The following is a 24,847-nucleotide window of genomic DNA, read 5'->3' as shown; positions in this document are numbered from 1 at the left end:
TCTTTTTTGAACAATTTCCTATCTGTTGAGATTTTTATTTTTAATCGCCTGATCTTTTGGCTCCTCTTGCCAGTTCATAAAATACATCATCCATAGAATGGGTATTGAACTTCTTTTTAAGATTGGAAGGTGTATCCATGGCTTCTACCCTTCCATCTACCATCACAGAGATCCGGTTGCAGTATTCTGCTTCATCCATATAGTGTGTGGTTACAAACACGGTAATTCCATCTGCAGCGGCCTGATAGATCATATCCCAGAACTGTCTTCGGGTAATAGGATCTACACCTCCGGTCGGCTCATCAAGAAATACAATTTTAGGTTTATGAAAAACAGCCACCGAGAATGCCAGTTTTTGTTTCCAGCCTAATGGCAGGGCTCCTACCAGTTTTTTTGCTTCGTTTTCTAAACCTAATGTAGTCATAAGTTCTGCACTTCTTGTCTTTATATCCTTGCGGGAAACACCATATACACCGCCATAAAACTCAATATTCTCCAGAATGGTAAGGTTATCATAGAGCGAGAATTTCTGGCTCATATAGCCAATATTTTTTTTGATCTGTTCCTGTTGTTTGTATACATTGAATCCTGCTACTGATGCTGTTCCTGAAGTAGGATAAGATAATCCGCACAGAATCCGCATGGCGGTAGTTTTTCCGGCTCCGTTAGCTCCCAGGAAACCGAATATCTCGCCTTGATCCACATCAAAAGAAATAGCATCCACAGCTTTAAAGTCTCCAAACTGTTTGGTGAGGTCTCTACAGATTATTGCTTTATTTTCCATGATTTACTTCTTTTTGTTCCCGTATCAGCCGGATAAAACTGTCTTCAATGGTTGGTGTTATTTTCATCACTTCCAGACTTTCCGGATGATATCTTTCGGCTATCTCTATTACAGATTGCATATCTCCATCTTCGTTTAATGTAAGGTGCAGATATTCTCCAAAAGCATAGCAGCTTTCAATATCTTTGTCAGTACGGAGAGCTTCCAGCAATGGATAAATATTTTTACTTTTAGCAGCAAAAAGTGGTTTGGGAAAATTGTTTACAATGTTTTCAGGTTGATCTACAGACATTATTTTTCCATTTTGTATCAGTGCAATCCGGTCACAAAGTTTTGCTTCATCCATATAAGGGGTGGATACCAGAATGGTGATATTCTGCTCTCTCAGTTTAGCCAGCATATCCCAGAATTCCTTTCTGGAAACAACATCTACTCCGGTGGTAGGCTCATCAAGAAATAAGACTTCCGGCTTATGGATCAGAGCACAGCACAATGCGAGTTTTTGTTTCATTCCCCCGGAGAGTTTGCCTGCCCGCCGGTTACCGAATGGTTTGATTTGTTCATAAATATCTTTAATCAGATCATAATTTTCTTCAATTGTAGTTTCAAAAATGGCGGCAAAGAAATTCAGATTTTCATTAACGGTAAGATCCTGATAAAGAGAAAATTTTCCGGGCATATACCCTACTTTATTTCTGATGGTCTGATATTCCTTTACCACATCATGGCCTTCCACTTCTGCCGTTCCGCTGTCTGCCAGTAAAAGAGTGGTCAGGATCCGGAATAGAGAGGTTTTTCCGGCTCCATCAGGACCGATAAGGCTAAAAAGCTCTCCTTTCTTTACATCAAAAGAAATGTCATCTACTGCTTTTACGCCATTGTAGGTTTTGATTATGTTTTTTACGGTAATGGAAAACATTTTCTGATGATCGTATTTAATTTTTAAAATAGTGTTTCTCCGTACATTCCTATCTTCAGGTAGCCATCATTTTTCACCCGTATTTTGATCGCATAGACAAGATTGGCTCTTTCGTCTTTGGTTTGGATGGTTTTTGGAGAAAATTCCGATTTGTCTGAAATCCATGTAATGATTCCAGGATATTCTTTAAATCCTTTTTCTCCCTGATCGATTCTTACTTTTACTTTCTGGCCAAGTTTTACCTGTGGCAATTGCGTTCCGGTAATATAGGCTCTGAGATCCAGAGTACTGATATCTGCTATTTTATACAGAGGTTTTCCAATTGTCTGCATTTCACCTTTCAGCGCATAGTTAACCAATACTATCCCATTGATGGGATTGATAATTGTTCCTTTATTAATCTGTTCCTGAAATTGTGCTGCTGTTTTTTCCAGGGGAGCTTTTTCACTTAAAATGCTTCTGTTTTGAGTGCTGTTGTTGGAATTATTGACGGAAAGCTGCTGTCGGGTAACGGAAATCTGCTTTTTGAGCTGTACAATGGCTGCATCAATATCGTCTAATTGCTTTCGGGTTGCAGCATCTGCTTTTACCAGATTGGCGGTACGGGTACGTTCATGAATCTGATGATCCAGCTGTGCTTCCTGTACTGCAAGTTGTTTTTTCACCAACAAATCCTGTTCATTGGTATTGCTTGTTTTTTGCTGTAAGGCTTGAATGCTGGCTTCTGCCTGTGCTTTTTGAAGTTGGACTATGGTAACGTCAATACGGCCCACCTGAGCTCCTGCTTTAAGCGTGGCTCCTTCCTGTATGGAATAGGAAATTAATTCTCCGTTTTGCTGGGCAGAAACAATAACTTCATCTGCTTCAAAGTTTCCTGAAGCATCAAAATCGTCTTTGGATTTACATGCACTTAACAGAGTAAAAGCACTGAGTATGATGATCATTTTTTTCATAGGATTCAAGGATTATTAATTTCCGGAAATAAATTTCTGATTGTATCTGGCCTGTAACAACTGAATCTGATGAAGAATCATTGTCTGATTAGCCAGGTGTTCTGTATTGAGCTTCTGAATATATTCATGGGTAGTAATCACACCATTTGCCAGCTGGGCTTCTGCTGATCTGGTGACGGATTGTCTAAGGCCGATTACGGTTTTATCCTGCTCCAACAGGTTATTGTATTTTTTAATGTTTTCTTCCTGCTGCGCCATGTCCATTTTGGTATTGAGTAAAAATGTTTCTTTGTCTGTATCGGTTGTTTTTCTGTTCAGCTCCAGAATTTGTTTTTTATTGGAAGAAGTATATAAACTTTCCAGAGACCAGCTGAATCTTACTCCTGTAATAAACCATGGTCCGAATTTATTTTCAATAATATTAAGAGTTGGTCTTCCATATGCTCCCTGAAAAAAAGCACTAACCTTAGGCATAAGATCAGATTTGAGCTGTTCTTCCTGTAATGTGTAAACTGATTTTTGAAGATCAAAACCTTTCAGTTCAGGTCTGTTGATTTCCGGAGACAGAAGTTCAGGTTCCGGGGATTCCAATACTGAAGAATCGATAAGTTCTTTTCCAATAAAGATTCCAAGCATTTTCAGATAAGCGTTGCGACTGGATATATATTCTGTACTGGCCATCTCTGTATTCACTACTTCTGCCTTCAGTTCATCTACATTACTGCGGTAGGCTGTTCCATATTGCAGCGCTGCTTCTGCTTTCTGTACCTGTGTCTGCAGGTTTGCTTTTTTGATTTCATTTTGTTTGAGCTGAGCATTGGTTAAAAGAATAGAGAAAAATAAGGCATTGATTCTCTGTTTTAATGTATATAAGGAAACTTCTATATTCTGGGTCTGCAGTTCAGTATTGGCTTTTGTAAGTTCCTTCTGGTTGTGTATTATACCACCGTCATATAATAACTGATCTACCTCACCCTGAATTTTATATTGATCTTTACTCAATGATGGAAGTGATGCATTGATAGGAAGAGCACCTAAAGCGTCAGAAAAGCTGATGGTTTGGGATTGATAAGTTGCCTGACCGGTAAATGAAATTTTGGGCAGGTAACCTTTATTCGCATTCTCTATCGTGTAATCTGCGGTTTTTGCTATAATTCCCAGCTTTTTGATTGCAGGATAATTTTCTTTTGCAAGGTGGTAACATTCTTCAAGCGTTAATGGTACAGACTGAGCATTCAGTGAGGTAACAGCTGTTACACTTAGAAAAAGGGTAAGAAGAGGTATATGAAATTTTCTACACATAAGAATTGATTATTTAAAGTTAAAATCAATTTTGCATTTATTATTCATTGGATTTAATCATTTGATTAAATTCAGGGCAAAAAAATTACCCTATAGACATAGTGGCTTTTATCCACATAGGAATGAGCTTCTTACGTTCCAGCATCAGCTTTTCAAATTCTTTGTCATTCAATTTACTGCTTCCCAGTAACATGGGTTTGGCAATAAAAGGAAATACCGTAAGCCCGAGGATATTGATCAGAAAATGTAGAGGATTGGGCTCTTTAATGCTTCCGTTCTTTACGGCTTCCTGATGTTGTTTTAAAAATTCGGAGGTTTCTATTACCTCTTTCAGAGGAATTTTTTGTAAAAGCAGATTAGGATTATTGCGAAGTTCACTGATGATGAATGTCGGAATTTCCGGTTCTTTAATGATGAGATCAATATACTTTCCAACAACTTCTACTACTTTTTCATCAATGCTTGTCTTTTTATTGTTCAGTACAATCATTAAATTCTGAAAAAATCCAGCCATTGTTTCTATCATAATCATCTCAAAAAGCTTTGCTTTGCTTCTGAAATAATAGTTGAGTAAGGCTAGATTGATTCCCGCTTCTTCTGCGATATCCCGCGTTCTTGTGGCAGCAAATCCTTTTTTATAAAACACAGTACGGGCTGCTTCTTTGATTTTTTCTTCCGTACTGCTATCTATTTTTTTCATTCCTACTATTTTCTTTTACAAAGATATAAACAAAATTTATTATTTAATCAAATATTTTAATCATTTGATTAAATTTTACATAACGATATTTAAATTATTAATAAATAACATGTTGCATGTTTGATTATAAAGCGTTTCATATGTTTTGAGAACAGAATTTTTGAAAAATTTACTGTTTCATAACCCTATAAAAAAATCATAGAAGCAGAAGATTATTCTCTGTTTCTATGATTGATAAATATGATTTTGACGTATGATTTAATTTGTAACTACTCCGATTCTTGCTTTCAAAGGAATGTTGTAGGTATTCAGGCAAGGTGTCTGTCCATGGAAGTCAAAATCGATATTGACTTCAGGTCTGAAAATCAAACAATGGGTAGATCCACCAAAATGAAAGGTCCCTATAGGATCTCCTTTTTTAACGTGATCCCCTTCTTTTACCGTAATTTCACAGCTGGATACTTCAGCCATTCCAACAGCAACAAAGCACATCAATCCTATTTTATCATTATCCGACTGAATGAAAATCAAGGCACGTGCAGCCAGTTCAGTGATATATCCCTGAGAATCATTTGGGCCGGAAGGGTCATATCCTTCAATAGGAGCTTCGGCGTAATAGGTTCCCGGAACATTCTCAATGGCTACAATAGTGCCATCTACAGGACTGTTCCATCGATGATAGGTTTTAGCACAAAGAAATGCTTGATAAACAGTACTGTTATCACCAAATTTCTGAGCCAGTTCATGATGGTTCATAATATCCAGCAAAGAATAAGGTTGTCCTTTCATCCAGAATTTATCTTTCATCTGAGCATTGGTAACGCAATTATAAGGAGCCGATTCGCAGGCATTAACAATTACTGACGGATCTTTGTCTTCTTCACTTACTTCTCTCACTCCCGGATTGAATTGACGGGTAAAAAAATCGTCCCAGCTTTTGAATCCAAAATAAGGTTCATGAGGTTGGCATTGATAATTGTAAATGAAATTCTGCAAAGGATCTTCAGGATTATTCCCTTTTCCTCTTAATGGATCCATGGCGGCAATTGCTTCCAGGGCTTGTGGAGAAAACCAGCCTAAAGGATTGGTATAATCAGGTTGTGGCTGGTTTACAGGACCATTCACCAAAACATATTGTGATGCCGGAGATTCCAGAAAAGTTTTCCATTCTCCTAAAATAACGCTTAGTTTTTGGTTCACTTCGGGATGGAGAAATGTTAAATATCCTGCCTGTGTTCCCATTGCCCAGTCTACAATCGCATTAATGGGAAATCCTACAAGTCCTATATTATCTTCTATAACACTGTAGCAGGGCGCTTCCTGTAAAACCTGATTGATAATAAGGAGCATGGTTTCGAAGTTTTTTACAGGCTCATTATATCCTTGAGGGATCTCATCATACATGCTGGTAAAGCTCATATATAAAACAGGATCATTGTAAATAGCGTCTCTGAGATCAGCAACAGCAGGATTCATTGGGAGTCTGCTGTTTTGGGCCTGCTTTACTTTTTTTTCCAGCCAGGTATTCAGGAACTTTCTGTCGGAGGGCAGCCATTTCCCCACTCTGTATTTTACATGGTTCATAATAAGGTTTTTAAGGTTACTTTTTTTTAATCGATGATACTATAAAGTTACTTCAATTGACAGAATGCTACAATAGTATTTCTACTTAATGTGAAATAAGTAAAAATACTTACCGGGTAATTTTGGTGGAAGTTTGCTTTTTATGCACAAAAAACAAGGCGGACACAATCAATCCGCCTCGTATCTCCCAAATAATTAAATATGAAAAAATATGAATGTCTATACTAAACAGGCCTTCAGCATCAGATCATGAAGGTCTGTATTTTTAATAAACGGCTGTAAAAGCTCGTTTCCAGGGCCATAAGCGGCTACTTCCACATAATCTCCGGAATGATCCATGCTGATCCATCCTACAGAATTCCTGCTTTTCTGAATTTCTGAATATAATTTAAAAGGCAGTTTCTTATAATTATAAAGTCCTTCTTCTTTTTCAAGTCCGTTGTAAAAGCTTAGCAGATGTTTGGCTTCATCATCGTTCAGTGTAATTTTATTGCCTTCATAAATCCAGTCTTTGATGTCTTTTACCGAATAATCTTTCTGTATCTTGTTCAGGATATATTCATTGGTATATCGATAATCTGAAATACTGTTAAATTGCTTGGTGGCTTCTGCTCCATAAATCGTTCCCGGATTCGCATTTCCATGATCTGTTGTGATGATAACTAAAGTATTTCCGTCTTTTTCAGCAAAATCTATTACAGCCTTTACAGCTTCATCAAATGCCAGCTGATCATGTATCAGAGCTGCTACGTCATTGGCATGGGCAGACCAGTCTACTTTTCCGGCTTCTACCTGAAGTACAAAACCTTCTGGATGGTCTTTCATCTGATGGATCGCAGTACTAACCATTTCAGCAAGAGTCGGAGTATTTTTGTGCTCAGTAAGATGTGTTCTGTCAATAGTATAGGGCAATGCTCCTGTACTGAAGATTCCTAATAGTTTTTCCCCTTTTTTGATTTCTTTCAGATCGCTTTGTGTTTTCAGAATCCGGTATCCTTTTTTACTGTAAACAGAATAGAGGTCTTTTTTGTCTTCTCTTTTGGCAGGGTTGAAAAATTCGTCTCCGCCTCCTAACAATACATCGAATTCCAGCTCTGCATACATTTCTGCAATTTGAGGTTCAGCATTTCTTTTGGAAGAATTTATACAGAATCCGGCAGGAGTTGCATGAGTAATGGTTACCGTCGTCACACAACCGGCTTTCTTTCCTGCTTTTTTATACTTTTGCCATATAGGAAGATGCTTTTCTCCATTAGCCCCCATGTTTAAAACTCCGTTTTTCACTCGGATTCCTCCTCCAAATGCTGAACTGGTAGCAGCAGAATCTGTAACAATAGAACTCGCTGAGGCGGTGTCCATCAAAGCACGGGTTACCTTTTTATCATGATACAGATTAAGCCAGTTACTTCCTTTTCCTAAAATATTCCGTGAATACAAGTCTGCCATTGAAAGTGTTCCCAGGCTCATCCCGTCACTTACCATGAAGATGATATTCTTCGCTTTCCCTTTTCCGTGTTGCTCAGTGTTCTTCCCGAAGCTCCAGAGATCGGATGGTGATAAGGTCAATAACCCTGAAAGCAATGCAGATCCTTTTAGAAATTTTCTTCTGTCCATATTTTTTTTGAAATAATGCTGTAAGTTATCGTATTTAATTTTTTATCGCAACATTGTTGCATTAATTAAAAGTTAATTTTAAATATTCTTCGGAAACGGATCTTCAAAACTGTGATTTTTATCAAACAACTCCTTTTCCCTGTCATTAATAAGACAATGCTGAAGGTCTGATAATATTTGTTCTTTATCCAGATTCTGACCGATAAACACTAATTCATTAATTCTGTCCCCCCAGTTTTTATCCCATCTGCTTTCTATGAACTTTTGGTTTTCTACAAATGAAGAATACTGAACCCTGTGATTCATAGGCATACTACTCCACCAAACGCCTGCTTTTTCAAGCCTGAAAGAACCTCCTGCCTGGGAAAAATTCAATGCATCATTAGGTCTTGAGGCTAACCAGAATAATCCTTTAGCTCTGATGGCCCCTTGCGGATAATGGTGATTCAGATATTCCCACAATCTTATAGGATGGAAGGGTTTTTTATCTCTGAAAACCATTGAACTTATTCCGTATTCTTCCGTTTCCGGAGTGTGATGTTCTGATTGTAATTCTTTTTGCCAGCCTGCGGATGACTGTGCTTTATCAAAATCAAAAAGCTGTGTATTTAAAATCTTTTGAGGATCAATTTTTCCAAACTCTGCATGTAAAAGTGTTGCATCGGGATTCAGTTTTCTGATTGCTGCTTTTAAAAAGCCTAATGTTTCTGCGTCTATAAGATCTGTTTTGTTTAAAATAATCACGTTGGCAAATTCAATCTGGTCGGTCAAAAGATTGACAATAGTTCTGTAATCGCCCTCCATATCGGTAAGATCACGATCCAACAACATTTCATTAGAGCCGAAATCATTCATGAAATTGAAACAATCGACCACCGTTACCATTGTATCAACATAGCTGAAACGGGAAAGGTCTATTCCACTTTCCTCATCAATATAAGTAAAGGTTTGGGCAACAGGAATAGGTTCACTGATTCCCGTACTTTCGATAAGGAGATAATCAAAACGGTTTTCATTTGCCAAACGTTCTACTTCTACCATAAGATCTTCACGAAGTGTACAGCAGATGCATCCGTTACTCATTTCTACCAGTTTTTCTTCAGTTCTTGAAAGGGTATTTTGATTTTCAACAAGGCGTGCATCAATATTAATTTCGCTCATATCATTCACTATGACTGCTACTTTTAATCCTTGTTTATTGTGAAGAATATGATTCAATAGTGTCGTTTTTCCAGCTCCCAGAAAGCCGCTGAGTACCGTTACAGGAAGTTTTTTAACCATGCTCTTAATGTTTATGATTTTTAAAATTGATAATATGACCGGTAATTAATCCGACAGCTCCTGCATAAATCAGAGGAATATGGACTTCAAACAGGAAATCTGCCAGTATAGAAATGAAGATAAGGGCAAGAGATATCCAGAAAAGGAATTTTAACCATCGGTTTTCCATTTTCTTTGTTATTCTGAATACGACAACAGCTCCAATGCAAAGAAAAGCCAGGTCAATATAGGGATTGTGTGATATTCCCAGGGGAACAATCAGTAATAACGGAAAGACAATACAATGAATCAGGCATAAAACAGCAGCGGAGATTCCTACAGCATCAAGAATTTTTGATTTCATAATAGTATGGATTAATTTTCTTATCGTAACTTTGTTGCAAAAGTAGAGATAAAAAATTAAATAACGCAACATTGTTGCATTAAAATATGAAACAGGTCAGAAATACGCACGCCAAAACGGAAATTTTAAACCTTATCAATGGTTCAGATATAGCCCTTACCCACTCTGATATTCAGAAGAAACTGGGAGATCTGTGCAATAGAGTAACCATTTACAGGGTGCTGGAAAGGCTTGAAAATGAGGGCGCTATACACAAGATCGTCAATATTGATGGTGTAGTGAATTTTGCAAAGTGTAGTGGAAAATGTACACATGAACAGCATTTTCACAATCATGTTCATTTCAATTGTAAAGAATGTCATTCTGTGACGTGTATTGAAAACGCTATTCCGGAAATCAGTTTACCGGAACATTTTATCGCACAGGAATATAATTTTATCATCAGCGGGATATGCCCGAAATGTGCTGATGCTTAAAAAATAAAAAGGCAGAAAAGCGAATATGCTGATCTGCCTTTTGTTGTATTGAAATATAAATTCTGTTATAAAGAAGAAATATAGACTTCTATTTTGGTACCATCATAATTGAAGGTTCCGTCAGAATTCTTTTTACCCAATACCCATTTCATATCCACAGGTACTGTCCATGCTGATCCTAATGAAAATCCGTTGACAGATCTGATTTCATTTCCGTTTCCTGTGGTAATCGCTGAATGAAAAAATGTTTTATCAATAAGCCTGTAAAAACCAATGGCTTTTCCTGCAGGAATAGGTGTATATCCATCCCATTTTTCTCCAGCCGGATAATTGAATAACGTTAACCATTTCTGTCCTGCTGATTCTGCAAGCTGAGTAGGACTTATCCTGGCACCACGCATATACAATGCATAGGCCACCACATCATGACATACTCCACTGTTGTATTTCGAAATATTCTCTTCCCCTGAGAGAATGGAATGAGCAACGGGTGCCCTTTCAGATAGGGATAGCTGAGCCTTCCTGGCTCCTTCAGGTGTTATAAATGACATATTGTAATATTTTGTTTGGTATGGTAAAGATACGGCTTTAAAATTTAATCACTGTTGAAGGAAAATATGATGAGGTTTTTTAAGGAAATGTTTTAAGTTTTGGCTAAAGCCTTTTGATATGATGATTAATAAATTAGGTGGGCTAAAGCCCACCTCTATTGATATAAAAACTATCTGAAAATTAATAATTGTAAATATTCAATAGGAACGGGCTTTAGCCCGTTTTAATAAGATCACTAAATCCTATGGCTTCAGCCCAAATTTAAAAAATATAAGGTTTCGGCTAAAGCCTTTTGGTATGATGATTAATAAATTAGGTGGGCTAAAGCCCACCTCTATTGATATAAAAACTATCTGAAAATTAATAATTGTAAATATTCAATAGGAACGGGCTTTAGCCCGTTTTAATAAGATCACTAAATCCTATGGCTTCAGCCCAAATTTAAAAAATATAAGGTTTCGGCTAAAGCCTTTTGGTATGATGATTAATAAATTAGGCGGGCTAAAGCCCACCTCTATTGATATAAAAACTATCTGAAAATTAATAATTGTAAATATTCAATAGGAACGGGCTATTATCCTGAGCGTAGTCGAAGGGAGCCCGTTTTAACAATAAGCAAAAAATCCGATGGCTTTAGTCAAAACTTAATACTTGTAAAGTTTTGGCTGAAGCCTTTAATAAGGAAACAAAAAACAAGCGGGCTGAAGCCCGCTTCTATTGATAATATAATTAAAACTTCTAACAATAAAACATACATTCATAGCTGAAAAGTTTTCCTTCTTTGAATGTAAAAATAAAGACCCCTGCATCTCCATTCTGAATATAATATTCGTGGGGAGAAGCAATCCAGTGTGTTGAGAGCAAATCTCCAAAACGGGTAACAAAATCCCTTTCATTATAATTGAAATCCATGCGTTCATTTCCGAGAATTACAGCTTCATCGTTGTTAAAAGACATTTTGTAAATACTTCCGGAAATTTTTCCTTTATATTCTTCAAAGGCTACAATAATGTTAGGGTTTTTATAAAAATATTGAGGTTCCCAGCCACATTCAGGGGTATTGGGAATGTCTTTTACCTTCTGCATTTCCAACTGTTTCACCTGTGCCTCTGTAATTTTTCCATCAAAAAGTTGGGTTTCTTTCCATAGGAAATGCATATTCAAATCTTTCAGCTTTTTCTCATAGATTTCAGTTTGGGGTTTTTTCGCCAATTGATCTGCCAGAAGAAGTTCAAAATCGATATCTGTTTTTGGATTTTCTATCCCTGAATAAGATTCTTTCCAATAAAGTAATGCTTGTTTAAGATTTTTATCTTCCAGCCATGCTATTTCGCGTAATCTTCCAACCTGAGTCAGTTCTTTTTCCTTGTTCTTTCCTTTTGCAGCCAGATAATCTTTCAGAATTTTGTCGTAGGAAAGTTCTGTTCCCAGGTATTTCATCTGGATATATTCAGGATTTTCGTGGAAATGGTCGCCAATATATACCCATCCATCCTGATATAAAGGAACATAATCAATACAAATCAGTTCATTTAAAGCCGCTTTTCGTGTTGCTGTACTTTCTGTTGTTGGTCCCTTTCGTACACGTAATTCTGATCCCTGCACATAAAAATGAGGACATTGGTATCCCTCTTTTCCCCTATAGAAATACTGTAGGGGTTCACCTGCTGATTTTTTTCCACGCATAGACTTTTGGAGTGGCTGGCGGTCTATAAAACCAATATCACCATTGCTTACCTGTACTTTGTATTGTGTTTGGGTAGAATCCAGAACGTAAACTGGTGCTTCAGTAGAAAAAATTCCCAAAACATCCTTATTGTTTCCATTTTCACGATAAAGGTGACCCCATTCAGAGGTATAAAGCGGATGTACTCCGGCACTCTGAGCCTTCATATTGTAGAAGCAGCACTGAATGATTCCGGCTGCCAATAGTATCTTATTCAACATATTGTAATTTGTATCTGCGAAAGTTTCATGCCTTTTACAGAGGTGTTCATAATGGTTTTTATGGTTATTCATTCAAAAATAATGAAAAATGAGAGTTTATCCTAAAGTTATTGTTATTCAGAATGGGTATAAATTCCATCCTATTCATCTGTTTCCATTGGGTAGCGTAAATAAAAATACTATTTTTATCGCCCAAAAAAGTAAAGACTAAATATGCCGACTGATGCTTCTCTTAAGCTGATTCCTATGACTACTTTCGTGCTGGAGTATTATTCCCACGAAGGATATGCTGATCTTCAGATTTTGAATCTGATGAATAATTATGCCAATTTCTTAAAGAAGCGTCTGACTCTTGGAATGTTTGTTCCCATAGACCGTAAAGGAAATATCCTGAAAGAGCCTAAAAATTATACTGAGTGGAAATCTCTTGACCATAATGATGGAAAAAGAACCGATAATGTCGGTTTTGAAGAATATGCTGAATATCAAAAGGCTGAACAGAACTGTATGTTTGAAGGGTTCAAAGTAGACTACAATGGATATTCAAAAGTAAGAATCATCGCTTCTTATGATCCTTCTATTGAATTGTCTTTTAATAAAAATGATCTGATTCCTTCGGGATTCAATGATGTAGAATCACTGACTGTGTTTGATGATATCTTTTTAACTTCCAGTGCATTAAAAGCAATTGGAATAAAGAGATAAATAGTATTTCCGGTATATATTAAGCTATTACCTTATTATAGTATCTTTTTGAACTCAGAAGGAGACATTTCTTTGTACGCCTTGAATATTTTATTGAAGTGGCTGGCATCATTAAAGCCCAGTTTATCAGCAATTTCACTGATATTATAATGACTCTGTAGTAAAAGCTTTTCAGCAGTTTTTATTTTATGCTGGATAATATGCTGTTGGATGGAGAAACCCGTCTGTTTTTTGATGAGAATGCTGATATAGTTCGGAGACAGCATAAATTCTTTGGCAAGGTTTTCAATTTTCATTTTATCGGCATCCAACGCATTGACATTGATATAATATAAGATCTTCTCAATTCTGCTTACATTTTGAGTGATCCAGTTTTTTGCAGTCGCATTTTGCATCGTATTTCGGATCAGAATCGTAATAATACTGGAAAAGAGATCAGTCGTTATCTCTTTGTTATAGGTGTTTTTATGGCTGAATTCATACAGAAGAATCCGGGCAAGCTGTAACAGATGTACCCTATCAGTTTTACTCTTAATCACTGATTCATAAACGAAAGAATGATCTTCCATCAGGAGCTGTACCACTTTCTGAAGTTCATTCTTTTTATTAGACAGCAAATTTTCCCAGATATACTGTTCCGTAAATTTGATATAAATGAATTTCGTTTTGTTTTTAATCGAAAATTCATGGCCATCGCTCGGCCTTAGAAGAAAAATATCTCCTTTTTTGTATGGGAAAGTAATACTGTTAAGATGATGAAATCCTTTTCCACTTTCTATGATAATCAGCTCATAAAAGTTATGATTATGATACTCAACATCCCAGTTTTCTTTTTCAATACTGAAAACATTGAAAGAATTAAAATTTACAATTCGCTTCATAGAAGAATGGATTTTTACAAATTTACCATTAATTTTTACAATATCTACTGATGGATTATTGATCAAATTTGTACTATCAATACATTCAAAATGAAATATATAAAACAATCCGTATTGCTGCTTGCTTCCACCATTGCTTTGATGTCCTTTTCTGATCGTCATGATGGTGATAAAACTGATAAAAAACAACAGCATAAAACACAGGTTTCAACTAAAAAATACTGGCCCAACGGAGCTCAATTGGTTATTTCTGTTTCCATGCAGTTTGAAACCGGAGGGCAGCCGGAAGGTGCAGAAAGTCCGTTCAGCGGAACACCTCTGCCTAAAGGTCAACCCGATCTTCCGGCAGAAAGCTGGTATCGTTACGGTGGAAATGAAGGAATTTATCGTATGCTTGATCTATGGAAAAAATATAATATTAAAGTAACCTCTCATGTAGTGGGAACCGCTGCTGAAAGATATCCTGAAGTCGCCAAAGCTATTGCCAACGGTGGTCATGAAATTGCAGCCCATGGTATTGCCTGGGACAACCAATGGAATAAAAGTTATACTGATGAACTGAGTTTTGTAAAGGAAGGTGTAGATGTCGTTGAAAAGATTACAGGGCAGAAAGCTGTTGGTTATAATGCGAATTGGCTTAGACGAAGTCCAAATACCCTTAAAGTATTGCAGGATCTTGGTTTTCTGTATCATATTGATGACTTAAGCCATGATGAACCCTTTATTACTAAAGTAAAAGGGAAAAATTTTGTGGTCATTCCTTATACATTACGTAACAATGATATTGTTAATATTGAAGGAAAACATTGGAGTCCTGATCAGTTTTTAGCACAGCTGAAATTTGAATTTGACCGTCTTTATGAAGAAGGTGCATCTAAAAGAAGAATGATGAGTATCAGTTTTCATGACAGAATTGGTGGAACACCCGCAATGGTTCATGCCATGGAAGAGTTTATTAAATACACCAAAGAAAAACAGGGCGTAGTGTTTATGAGAAAAGATGATATTGCCAAAATGGTGATGAATGATCCTGATACCCCTATTGATAACAGTGAAGAAAAGTTTAATAAGTGATAAGTAAGGAAGCTGGAAGCAGGAAGCTATCGAAGTCTGTAAAGTAGTTTTATAACTTGTATAACTTCCATCTTCGCTCTTCCATCCTAAAAATACCTCTATGAATACAAAAACAGCTTATTTCTTACTTCGTGTATCTATGGGAATCAACCTTTTAGGACACGGATTGGTTCGTCTCGTAAAATTACAGGAATTTGCATCAGGAATGATGAAAGGTTTTGAAACCAGCTGGCTTCCGCAGCCGTTGGTGCATCTTTTTGGAGTTATACTCCCCTTTTTAGAATTTATCATCGGATTATTGCTGATGATAGGTTTTAAAACCCGTATTGCCACCATAGCCGGAGCTTCTCTGATTATCCTGTTGCTTTTTGGAAGCAGCACTGTCGAAAACTGGGAGGCAATGGGCATTCAGATGATTTACGCAGGTTTGTTCTACATTCTGATCAGCAGAATTGAGGATAATTTTCTGGCATTGGACAGGAAGTGATAAAGAACAACGAAAGAGATTAAGGTTGGGAAAGAAAAGGAAACGAAGAGAATAAGAATATCATTCAAATTTTGTTAGCTTTTATTTCCCGGCTTTTTACATGATCTGAGATTATGTTACAACTTCCATGGATTCTGCTACTCTATTTTTATATTTATGCCCGAATTTTGCATTAGAAATAAAAGCAATTGAAAGTAATTCGTTTATTTTCAATGTAGTAAAACAACTTTAAAATAGAAAATGATGCAAACCATATTAGGAGCCAATGGACAGATTGGCGAAGAGCTGGCAAGAGAACTGAAACGAAATTATACCTCGGATATCCGTATAGTCAGCCGAAATGCTAAAAAAGTAAATGATACTGACATTGTTTTTTCCGCAGATTTATCAGACAGAGAAAAGGCGATTGAAGCTGTGAAAGGAAGTGAAATTGCTTACTTTACCCTTGGACTTCCTATGGATACAGAGCTGTGGGAAAAGCAATTCGTGGTCATCATGAAAAACGTTATTGAAGCTTGTAAAATCAATGGTACCAAGCTCGTGTTTTTTGATAACACCTATATGTATCCTCAAAATAATAAGGTTTTAACGGAAGAAACCCAATTTGCTCCTGTAGGACGAAAAGGAATGATAAGAAAACAGATGACAGAAATGCTTTTAAAAGAAATGCAGGCAGGAACAATAGAAGCTGTCATTTGCAGGGCTCCTGAATTTTATGGTCCTGGAAAAACGCAGAGTATTACCAATAGTCTTATTTTAAATGCTATTAAAGAAGATAAAAAGCTGAAAGTTCCTTTAAGAGATGACCAATTAAGAAGCCTGATCTGGACTCCGGATGCAAGCCGTGCAACTGCTTTAATAGGAAATACTCCGGACGCTTATGGACAGACGTGGCATTTACCTATAGATGATCATAAACTGACTTATAAAGAATTCATTGCGTTGGCTTCTCAGATCTATGGAAAAGAGTTCAGGTATTCTGTTATTCCGAAACTGGCTTTTACCATAGGATCTTTATTCAACAAAAATGCAAAAGAATTACAGGAATTACTTCCAAGATACCAATATGATAATCTCTTTGATGATTCAAAATTCAGAAAAAGATTCCCAAAATTTCCGGTAACGACCTACAAACAGGGAATTGAACAGATCAGAAAAGAACAGCAAACGACAAAATAATCCCTTTAAAATAAGTAACTTAGAAACACCAATACCACAACCGGAGGACAAAACATTCCCCTCCTGTGGAGGGGTGGCGAAAATTCAAAGAATTTTTGACGGGGTGGTTAAAGATAAATTTAAATAAAGAAGGAAATGAAAGCTCCCGAAAAAGTAACATCCATCACTGCATTACACAAATTCCTGAACTTGAAAAGACCTTCCAACCCGTTGATCAGTGTATTTGATTTTAATGAAGTGAATATAGATCCGGAAACCATTCTGAGTGCCATAACCACAGATTTTTATGTGATTTCCATTAAAAAAGACTGTGCAGGAAGATGTAAATACGGGCAGCATTATTATGATTTTGAGGATGGAATCATGTATTTCATTGCTCCTCATCAGGTACTTCAGTTTGAAGATATTCTGCTTTCTGAAGTGAGAGGAAATGTACTCGTTATTCATCCTGATTTTCTGCAGGGATATCCGTTAGCTTCAGCTATAAAAAATTATGGCTATTTCTCCTATACAGCCAATGAAGCCCTTTATCTTTCTGAGAAAGAAGAAAAATCGGTAACAGATATCATAGACAATATCAACAGAGAAATTGAGGCCAATATGGATGGCTTTACTCAGGATTTGTTGGTGTCTAACATTGATTTATTGTTAAAATACTGTGACAGGTTCTACAACCGTCAGTTTTTAACCCGGAAAAAAGTGAATCACGATCTTTTGACCCAGCTTGAAATGTTGCTCAATGATTATTTTAAAAATGAAAAACTATTGATTAACGGGATTCCTACGGTACAATTCGTGGCAGCACAGATGAATATAAGCCCTAATTATCTGAGTGATATGCTGAGAGTTCATACAGGGCAGACCACGCAGCAGCATATTCAGAACAGAATGATTGAAAAGGCAAAAGAATTGCTTTCTACCACCACAATGTCGGTTTCTGAGATTGCTTATAATTTAGGATTTGAACATCCTCAGTCTTTTCACCGCTTATTTAAAAACCAGACCGCTGTTTCTCCTTTAGAATTCAGAAAATCTTTTAATTAAAGGGCTCATGATGAAAAATATCTTATTAATTGTAACAAACGTAGATCAATATGCCAGTGGCAAATTTAAAACAGGCTTATGGCTGAGCGAGCTTACTCATATTTATCATATGGCAAAGGAAAAAGGATGGCAAATTAGCATATCTTCTCCTAAAGGTGGAAATACTCCTATTGATCCGGAAAGTTTAAAACCGCTGGTACTTGACAATCTTTCAAAAGGCTATTATGAAAATCCGGAATTTATGAATGAATTGGCCCATACGAAGAGCCTTGATGAGATAAAGAATAATTCTTTCGACTGTATTTATCTTGCAGGAGGACATGCAACCATGTATGATTTTCCTGACAATACTACTTTACAGGAAATTCTCAGAGATCAGTATGAAAGTAATAAAATGGTGGCTGCAATCTGTCATGGCGTCGGAGGATTACTGAATGTAAGACTTTCCAATGGAGAGTATATGATTAAAGGTAAAAACATCACCGGATTTGACTGGTTTGAAGAAACATTAGCCAGAAGAAAAAACGAAGTTCCTTTTAATCTTGAAGCGGCCCTTAAAGAACGAAATGTACATTATAAAAAAGCATTTATTCCTATGACATCCAATGTGGTGGTTGATGGCAATTTGATCACAGGACAAAATCCCTTCAGTTCTAAAGAAATGGCCAAAACAATCATTCATGAGCTTGAGGAATAACGATGCATGTAAAAATCAGCTATGAATATTTTACTATATTTGTCTTCATTCTATGCAGTTTATGGGGAAAAGAAACGGATTATGGCAGTATATACAGGTATTTAATATATGTGTAATCTTACTCCATTTGATAATCCTAAAAACTGAAAATTCCCGTTTTTCTTCTATCAATACTAAACAGCATTACAGTCAGGAAGCGACTTCTCATAAAAAATGCAATAAGATTTATCTGGAAGAAAATAACAGAACGCCAATACCATGCAACAGTAATTATTGTTTCAGCTTCTCACCATGTTTTACAGCTTCTTTTTATTCTTTTACATTTGAAAAATTTATGGATCAGGAAATAAACAACCGTTATTTCTTGTATGACGATCCACCCTATTCTTCATTTTTTAATTCTATCTGGATACCTCCGAAAATATAATTCAGAACGTTTTATTTTACTGATTTCTGAAAATTATATAAGAAATCCAATTATCTAATCAAAATCACATGAGCAGCTGTTGTTCATGGTTTTATCATGTGAATCTAATCAATCAATGAATTAAAAAAATAATGAAAACAATACTATCAAACTTCGAAAAAAATACAGTCAATATCTACGTAATATGCAGAATACTCATTGGATTATTCTTTTTTATAGCAGGTTTCAACAAACTTTTCCATCCTATCTTTCAAGGGTATATGTTTAATACAATCAGTACAATTGGATTTCCGTTTCCACAGTTTACAGCCAATTTTACTGCTTTCTGTGAATGTATATTCGGATTATTTTTAATGCTGGGTTTCTGGACGAGAATAAGCTCCGTATTTTTAATTATTATTATACTTGTTGCCTTATTCACACATGATCTGAGTACTATTCCAAAGGAACTTATTCCTATAAAATCTGAAACCGGAGTTTATGAAATGGATCCTTTTACCTGGCTGAGCTATTTTCTTTATCTGCCTCAGACCTTGTATCTTCTGCTTTTGCTCCTCTTCCTGTTTCAGGGATGTTCAGGCTTTGGACTTGATACTTTCTTAAAAACAAAATCTGGAAATAATTAATTTCTTAAAACAGTTCTCTTTTTTGGGAGCTGTTTTTTTGTTGAATAATCGCAAGGGCACAAAGATTTTTTTAATTTTATGTGAAATTTTTAAGTCGCAAGAACATTCCAACTTCGTTCAATATGAGATTTTCAGAAAATGAAGTATTATTAATTTTTCTCGCAGATGATACAGATTATGCAGATTTTTTATTAAGATCTGCATAATCTGTAAAATCAGCGTGAGATAAAAAACGAAGTATGCTGTATTCAATTTTATCGGAGATAAAATCCTTGCGCCTTATAGCAGATCATTTTATGTAATTTTGCGCCTTTGCGTACCTAAAACATACAAAACCATATTGTTTAAAAAATTATTTAAAATAGAAGAACGCAAAGTTTTAATGGTTTCAGATTTTTACTAAAAATGAGTAATAATAGACTGTATCATTGATTTTCCCCTTTGATATCTCAAAATAAAGTAAAACATTAAAAGCTTTGCGTTCAAAAAAACACACTTTTTTCCGAAGGTTTATTATTATCGGTTTCTTATGATACAATTGATTTTGTTATGGTAACAAGGCTCATCAGGATTACCACGATTCCTACCACAACAAACATTTTCTTTGTGGGAAGCTTTGACGTTAGCATGGCAGAGAAAGGAGCGGTAAAAACACCACCCAGCAAAAGTCCCAACACAATATTCCAATGATGAATACCAATCGTGAAAATGAATGTAATGGCACTTGTGATGGTCAGTAGAAACTTGGCAACGGTAGAACTTCCTACTACATAACGGGGAATCCTTCCTTCTTTAATCAATGTTCCGGTAACCAATGGTCCCCAGCCGCCTCCTGCAAAGGAATCGATAAAACCTCCTGCCAATCCTAATATCCTTAGATTGGTTCTTCGTTTGGTTTTGCCTTGTCCTTGCTTTTTATCTTTAAATGCATTTCTTAAGATATTAATCCCAAGATACAGTGTGTAGCAGGCAATAATTGGCTTTACAATGTGAGCATAATGTTCGCCATAATGAGACAAAGTTAAAGCACCGATAATAGAACCTACGATAGCCAATGGGAATAAAACCCATACCATTTTTTTATTGACATTTCCCAGTTTATAATGGCTGAAACTTCCTGCTGCAGTGGTAAATGACTCCGCAGAATGAATACTTGCGCTTACAACGGGAGGCGGAACATTCAACAGTAAAAGAATGGTGGTACATATTACGCCATATCCCATTCCCATGGATCCGGCAACAATCTCTGCCATAAATCCGGCAAACAGCATCCAGTAAAAAATATGACCATCTTTATTCAGAAAATACTGAATATCTTCGGAAAGATTGAACTGGTAGACCACAAGTCCAAACAGTCCGAAAAGAAGTAAAACTCCTATGATGGCCAGGTAAATATTGGCTTTTCTCTGAGCTGTTTTGGTTATATTGATCAGTTTTTCAATTTCCATGTCTGGTTTTGCAGCAACTTTTCCGTCTGACAGATATTCCGTAGTAATTTTATTGAGTTCTTTTACCTTATAATTGAAATCTCCTGTCAGTTGATTTCGGATATGCTGCATATTATCCAATACATGATCCATTTCATCAGGAATAACTTCAGTAAAGGTTTCTCTTAATCTTTTAGCAATGGTTGGAGATTTACCGTTGGTGGAAATAGCAATTTTGAGACTTCCTTTTTTGACAATGGAACCTAAATAAAAATCACATAGATCAGGCTTGTCAGCAATATTGACCAGTACATTTTTTTTCTGCGCTTTTTCCCTGATCTCTCCTGCCAGTTCAATATCATTTACCGCAATAATGGCCAGATCAGTATCATTAAAATCATGATCATCATAGGCTCTTTCGTGCAGTATTATATTGGAAAACTGGTTTTGTAATGTTCTTACCTCAGGAATGATTTCTTTGGCTACCAGTTTGATAGATGTTTCCGGTGAATTGCCCAGTACAGATTCCAGTTTTTCCAGAGCTACCTTGCCACCACCGATGATCAGTAGTGAAAGGTTTTCAAGTTTTAAAAATATGGGGTATAATGAATTGCTCATCCTGATTACAGTTTTAAATCATAAGTAAATGCCAGATAATACAGTCCTCCGATTTCAGGACCTGCCGCATATTGGAAATAACGGCGGTTCAGCAGATTGGTTGCTCCAATTTTAATATTCGCACGGATTTCAGGCAGCTTCCATGTTGCTTGCGCATCAATGGTGTAATAAGCAGGAATTTGGCCTGAGGCTAAAGGACTTTCCCACATAAAACCGCTCTGCCATCTTGCCACAAGGGTAAATCCTATATTTTTAACAATCTCTCTGTTTCCTACACTTACATTCACCATCCATTTCGGCGTATTGAAAGCTGTGATAAACAGATCTGAATTATTATTGGATGCAAGATCATTATAAGAAACATTGGTATTCACATTATAATTTCCTGTGATATTATAACGAATTCCTAAAGACGTCCCATAGCTTTTATACGTATTGTTGCTGTTGGTATAAACTCTATATCGGTCCTGTTTGCTTCGGTCCAGCATGGCAAGAACAGCAGCATTGCTTCCTACCTGACTGTTTTTTGGGACAGCTACTTCTACCTGTCCAAGAAACCCTTCGTAAATGTTATAATAAAAATCCCAGTCCAGCACAAGCTTATTATTGAAAAAAGTAGACTTATACCCTACTTCAAATGAATTGATTTTTTCCGGCTGTAATTTTTGCAGATTGGCTACGGTTAAAAGTTGTTTGTTATCCTGAGCCGCCTGACCCTGGGTTTTTCCGGCATCTACATCTGCATTTACTGCTGAGGTGAATTTATCAATGGAAGCCAATGTGTAAGAATTTTCCAGATAGCCCAATCCATCATTCACTTTTGAAAGTCCGCCTACTCTTCTTACATTTCCGTTGTTCACAAAAGAAAGGGCTTCAAATAATGATGGAAAACGATATCCGTTCTGGAAAGAAGCTCTGAAATTATGTTCTTTCACCGGAGAATAGACAACACTTATCCTTGGATTCAATTTGGCTTCAAATTCAGGGTTTCTGTCGATACGTAATGCGGCATTGATTTTTAATTTATCATCAAAGAAAAGCTTGGTAATCTGTGCAAATGCGCCATATTTCTGATAAATAACATCTTTTCCAAAAGTACCGTTGGCTAAAGGAATATTTCTTTCATTGACAGGACGGTTGAAATCAACAAAATTGTTTCCATCCGGAGTAATGCTGTACAAACGGTAATCTACACCCGCAAGAAGATTGAATATCTTCACAAACCTGCTGAAATCATAGGTAAGTTCACCCTGATAAAAGCGGGATTTCTGTTCAAGCTTGGCACCTCCCGTTGCCGGAGCTCCTGCTACTCCTCCATTGGCTGAATCCCAATTATTGATTCCGATGATGGTATTTTTTAACTGTTCAAAGGCTGCCGTTCCCGGTACAACTCTGTTTTTATCTGCTTGCTGCCGGGCCAGGATAAATGCTTCATTGAGATTAACCCCTGAATTAAGACTATTCTGAAGAGTCGTTTGAAATATGTTTTTCCAGTTGGTATTGGAAAGATTGGTCAGATCAAGATTGTCTGCCAAAGGTTTCAGATTATAAGAATCTCCTGTATTTTCTATAGAGACGTAAGCTCTGAAGGTCAGTTCTTTTCCTGTGAGTTCTATTTTATGGTTCTGAACGGTAGCATTCTGCAAACGGATTTTATTTCCTCTCTGGAAAGTTCCGTCCAGTAAGCCATAGCGATAAACATATGATGTTCTCCACTGATCTCCAAAACGGTAGTACAATCCTGCATCGAACTTGATATTTTTCACATCCGGACTCACAAGATCTTTTTCCAGATATCCTGTCCTTGAAACATTGAATGTGGTTGGTTTTCCATTATAATCTACTTTTACGGCTACACGGTTGTTTCTTTCATCGCCATATTTATTCCAAAGGTCTTCTGCCGGATTATTAGCCAGCGCAAAATTAGGATTGGCGGTGACCAATGATCCCGGATTCTGATCGGTCAGATTGTTCGAAATCCAGTCGGTTCCACTGAAATAAGAGGCATTGACTTTTACAGCAAAGTTTTTATTGATCACCTTTGCAAAACGGATGGCACTTTCTCCTAATGAACTTATTTTATGGTTAACATTGTCTACATGATTCACTCCACCACGGAAATAAACACTTATTCCTTCAGAGGTAAACGGATCTTTGGTCTGTAAACTTGCCAGTCCGTTGATGGCATTCATTCCATACAATGCAGAAGCTGCTCCCGGCGTAACTTCCATAGACTGAATATCCAGCTCTGTAGGTCCTATAGCATTTCCCAGTGGTACTCCCAACGTTGCCGACTGTACATCTACCCCGTCTACCAACTGCATGAAACGGAAATTATTAGGAGAATTGAAACCTCTTGAATTAGGAATTTTCAACGTAAGACTGGATGTTAAAAGCTGTAGCCCTTTTACATTTTCCAAAGTTTCATAGAACGAAGCTGCGGGACTTTCCCTGATGGTTTTGATATCAATTTTCTCAATGGCAATCGGAGATCTTAATATTTTTTCCGGAACTCTGGATGCGGAAATCACGACATCATCAATGATGGTATTTTGTGGATTAAGACCTATCGTTATTTTATTGGAGGGAGAAAGAATTTCAACAGTTTGTCCTGTAAATCCATCTTTCTGAATAACCACTCTGAATGGAATGGTGACTCTTGTTCTGATTTTGAAGTTACCCAACTGATCCGTGAATGCGTTATCCTGTGTATTTTCGATCTGTACTTTTACGGAGTCAAGACCTTTTCGTGTATCTGTATTTTTGATACTTCCGCTAAGCTCTATAAGCTGCTGCTGTGCTTCTGCGAAATTAAAGAATAGAAATGTGAATGCAATAATACCTGCTTTTGGTAGAAAATTTCCCTGTTTTTTGTTTTTCATTTTTGCTTCATTTTTTAGATTGAGAATGAAGCTGTCTGAAATTTTTATTTCTATGATGAAAGTCTTCTATATTGGTTAATATTACAATTGAAGGGCTTAGAATTCCCCTCTTTTGGAGGGGTGGCGAAAATTCAAAGAATTTTTGACGGGGTGGTTTAAGCCATTCATATTATTGCTGAGATTGCTTCACCTTCGGTTCGCAATGACAGTTTGTTAGACTTCCATGATTCAAAAACTTCAAACAGCTTTGTTTGTATTGTTATTTGAGAATCAACAACACATACACATTCGTCCGCCTAAATGAAGAGGTTTAGTTTTTTTGTTTTTTTTCAGATCATAATGAAA

23 protein-coding genes are annotated in these 24,847 nt (G+C 36.6%); 9 read left to right on the top strand and 14 right to left on the bottom strand.

What is annotated here, in order from left to right; translation table 11 throughout:
* Positions 1-40: 40 nt before the first annotated feature.
* From ACKTTZ_RS20895 to ACKTTZ_RS20855, 9 genes are all read right to left on the bottom strand, one after another.
* Positions 41-784: an ABC transporter ATP-binding protein gene (locus ACKTTZ_RS20895; RefSeq protein WP_253316178.1), complete on the bottom strand. Its 744-nt coding sequence runs from the start codon at positions 782-784 to the stop codon at positions 41-43.
* Positions 774-1,703 carry an ABC transporter ATP-binding protein gene (locus tag ACKTTZ_RS20890; RefSeq protein ID WP_407846519.1) on the bottom strand — a complete coding sequence of 310 codons (930 nt, stop codon included), beginning with the start codon at positions 1,701-1,703 and terminating at the stop codon, positions 774-776. Before ACKTTZ_RS20890 ends, ACKTTZ_RS20895 begins: the two co-directional genes overlap by 11 nt.
* A gap of 23 nt (positions 1,704-1,726) precedes the next feature.
* Positions 1,727-2,656 (bottom strand): efflux RND transporter periplasmic adaptor subunit, encoded by a 930-nt coding sequence (locus ACKTTZ_RS20885; protein ID WP_034697935.1) that lies wholly within the window; start codon positions 2,654-2,656, stop codon positions 1,727-1,729.
* Between the two features lie 15 nt (positions 2,657-2,671).
* Positions 2,672-3,958, bottom strand: a complete 1,287-nt coding sequence (locus ACKTTZ_RS20880; protein ID WP_407846518.1) for a TolC family protein — start codon at positions 3,956-3,958, stop codon at positions 2,672-2,674.
* 85 nt (positions 3,959-4,043) lie between these two features.
* On the bottom strand, positions 4,044-4,658 hold the full coding sequence (locus ACKTTZ_RS20875) for a TetR/AcrR family transcriptional regulator (RefSeq protein ID WP_034697940.1): 615 nt from the start codon (positions 4,656-4,658) through the stop codon (positions 4,044-4,046).
* A gap of 258 nt (positions 4,659-4,916) precedes the next feature.
* Positions 4,917-6,242 (bottom strand): phosphatidylserine decarboxylase family protein, encoded by a 1,326-nt coding sequence (locus ACKTTZ_RS20870; protein ID WP_407846517.1) that lies wholly within the window; start codon positions 6,240-6,242, stop codon positions 4,917-4,919.
* Positions 6,243-6,461: 219 nt separating this feature from the next.
* Positions 6,462-7,856: an alkaline phosphatase gene (locus ACKTTZ_RS20865; RefSeq protein ID WP_407846516.1), complete on the bottom strand. Its 1,395-nt coding sequence runs from the start codon at positions 7,854-7,856 to the stop codon at positions 6,462-6,464.
* 78 nt (positions 7,857-7,934) lie between these two features.
* Entirely contained in the window at positions 7,935-9,137 is a 1,203-nt protein-coding gene (locus tag ACKTTZ_RS20860) for a GTP-binding protein (RefSeq protein WP_034697945.1), read from the bottom strand.
* Between the two features lie 4 nt (positions 9,138-9,141).
* Positions 9,142-9,480, bottom strand: a complete 339-nt coding sequence (locus tag ACKTTZ_RS20855; RefSeq protein WP_034697948.1) for a MerC domain-containing protein — start codon at positions 9,478-9,480, stop codon at positions 9,142-9,144.
* Positions 9,481-9,566: 86 nt separating this feature from the next.
* Here ACKTTZ_RS20855 and ACKTTZ_RS20850 point away from each other — a divergent pair, with 86 nt between their 5' ends.
* On the top strand, positions 9,567-9,956 hold the full coding sequence (locus tag ACKTTZ_RS20850) for a Fur family transcriptional regulator (protein ID WP_034697950.1): 390 nt from the start codon (positions 9,567-9,569) through the stop codon (positions 9,954-9,956).
* A 65-nt stretch (positions 9,957-10,021) separates the two neighbouring features.
* On the opposite strand, the gene ACKTTZ_RS20845 is transcribed toward ACKTTZ_RS20850, so the two are convergent.
* Positions 10,022-10,507 carry a hypothetical protein gene (locus ACKTTZ_RS20845; protein ID WP_034697952.1) on the bottom strand — a complete coding sequence of 162 codons (486 nt, stop codon included), beginning with the start codon at positions 10,505-10,507 and terminating at the stop codon, positions 10,022-10,024.
* A gap of 739 nt (positions 10,508-11,246) precedes the next feature.
* Positions 11,247-12,455, bottom strand: a complete 1,209-nt coding sequence (locus ACKTTZ_RS20840) for a hypothetical protein (RefSeq protein ID WP_407846515.1) — start codon at positions 12,453-12,455, stop codon at positions 11,247-11,249.
* Positions 12,456-12,543: 88 nt separating this feature from the next.
* Between ACKTTZ_RS20840 and ACKTTZ_RS20835 the strand changes: the two genes are divergently transcribed.
* Both ACKTTZ_RS20835 and ACKTTZ_RS20830 read left to right on the top strand, forming a co-directional pair.
* On the top strand, positions 12,544-12,666 hold the full coding sequence (locus ACKTTZ_RS20835) for a hypothetical protein (protein ID WP_301287903.1): 123 nt from the start codon (positions 12,544-12,546) through the stop codon (positions 12,664-12,666).
* Between the two features lie 2 nt (positions 12,667-12,668).
* Positions 12,669-13,160 (top strand): hypothetical protein, encoded by a 492-nt coding sequence (locus tag ACKTTZ_RS20830; protein WP_034697956.1) that lies wholly within the window; start codon positions 12,669-12,671, stop codon positions 13,158-13,160.
* A gap of 35 nt (positions 13,161-13,195) precedes the next feature.
* Here the strand turns inward: ACKTTZ_RS20830 and ACKTTZ_RS20825 are convergent, their stop codons facing one another.
* Positions 13,196-14,041, bottom strand: a complete 846-nt coding sequence (locus ACKTTZ_RS20825; RefSeq protein ID WP_407846514.1) for an AraC family transcriptional regulator — start codon at positions 14,039-14,041, stop codon at positions 13,196-13,198.
* A 90-nt stretch (positions 14,042-14,131) separates the two neighbouring features.
* Here ACKTTZ_RS20825 and ACKTTZ_RS20820 point away from each other — a divergent pair, with 90 nt between their 5' ends.
* The 6 genes from ACKTTZ_RS20820 to ACKTTZ_RS20795 all read left to right on the top strand — a co-directional run bounded on the left by ACKTTZ_RS20820 (position 14,132) and on the right by ACKTTZ_RS20795 (position 19,575).
* Positions 14,132-15,115 (top strand): polysaccharide deacetylase family protein, encoded by a 984-nt coding sequence (locus ACKTTZ_RS20820; protein WP_407846513.1) that lies wholly within the window; start codon positions 14,132-14,134, stop codon positions 15,113-15,115.
* Positions 15,116-15,215: 100 nt separating this feature from the next.
* Positions 15,216-15,602 carry a MauE/DoxX family redox-associated membrane protein gene (locus tag ACKTTZ_RS20815; RefSeq protein ID WP_407846512.1) on the top strand — a complete coding sequence of 129 codons (387 nt, stop codon included), beginning with the start codon at positions 15,216-15,218 and terminating at the stop codon, positions 15,600-15,602.
* Positions 15,603-15,845: 243 nt separating this feature from the next.
* On the top strand, positions 15,846-16,781 hold the full coding sequence (locus ACKTTZ_RS20810) for an NAD-dependent epimerase/dehydratase family protein (RefSeq protein WP_407849196.1): 936 nt from the start codon (positions 15,846-15,848) through the stop codon (positions 16,779-16,781).
* A gap of 135 nt (positions 16,782-16,916) precedes the next feature.
* Positions 16,917-17,825 (top strand): helix-turn-helix domain-containing protein, encoded by a 909-nt coding sequence (locus ACKTTZ_RS20805; RefSeq protein WP_407846511.1) that lies wholly within the window; start codon positions 16,917-16,919, stop codon positions 17,823-17,825.
* Between the two features lie 7 nt (positions 17,826-17,832).
* Entirely contained in the window at positions 17,833-18,522 is a 690-nt protein-coding gene (locus ACKTTZ_RS20800; RefSeq protein WP_407846510.1) for a type 1 glutamine amidotransferase domain-containing protein, read from the top strand.
* A gap of 558 nt (positions 18,523-19,080) precedes the next feature.
* A complete protein-coding gene (locus ACKTTZ_RS20795; protein ID WP_051934514.1) occupies positions 19,081-19,575 on the top strand; it encodes a DoxX family protein in 495 nt (164 codons plus the stop codon).
* Positions 19,576-20,102: 527 nt separating this feature from the next.
* Here ACKTTZ_RS20795 and ACKTTZ_RS20790 read toward each other — a convergent pair.
* On the bottom strand, positions 20,103-21,620 hold the full coding sequence (locus tag ACKTTZ_RS20790; RefSeq protein ID WP_407846509.1) for a TSUP family transporter: 1,518 nt from the start codon (positions 21,618-21,620) through the stop codon (positions 20,103-20,105).
* 5 nt (positions 21,621-21,625) lie between these two features.
* Positions 21,626-24,502 (bottom strand): TonB-dependent receptor, encoded by a 2,877-nt coding sequence (locus tag ACKTTZ_RS20785; RefSeq protein ID WP_407846508.1) that lies wholly within the window; start codon positions 24,500-24,502, stop codon positions 21,626-21,628.
* Positions 24,503-24,847: the final 345 nt, after the last annotated feature.

Source organism: Chryseobacterium sp. KCF3-3 (genome assembly GCF_045865955.1).
Lineage (GTDB): Bacteria > Bacteroidota > Bacteroidia > Flavobacteriales > Weeksellaceae > Chryseobacterium.
Note: the sequence above shows the minus strand (reverse complement) of the source record. Positions and strands in the feature narration are given on the sequence as shown.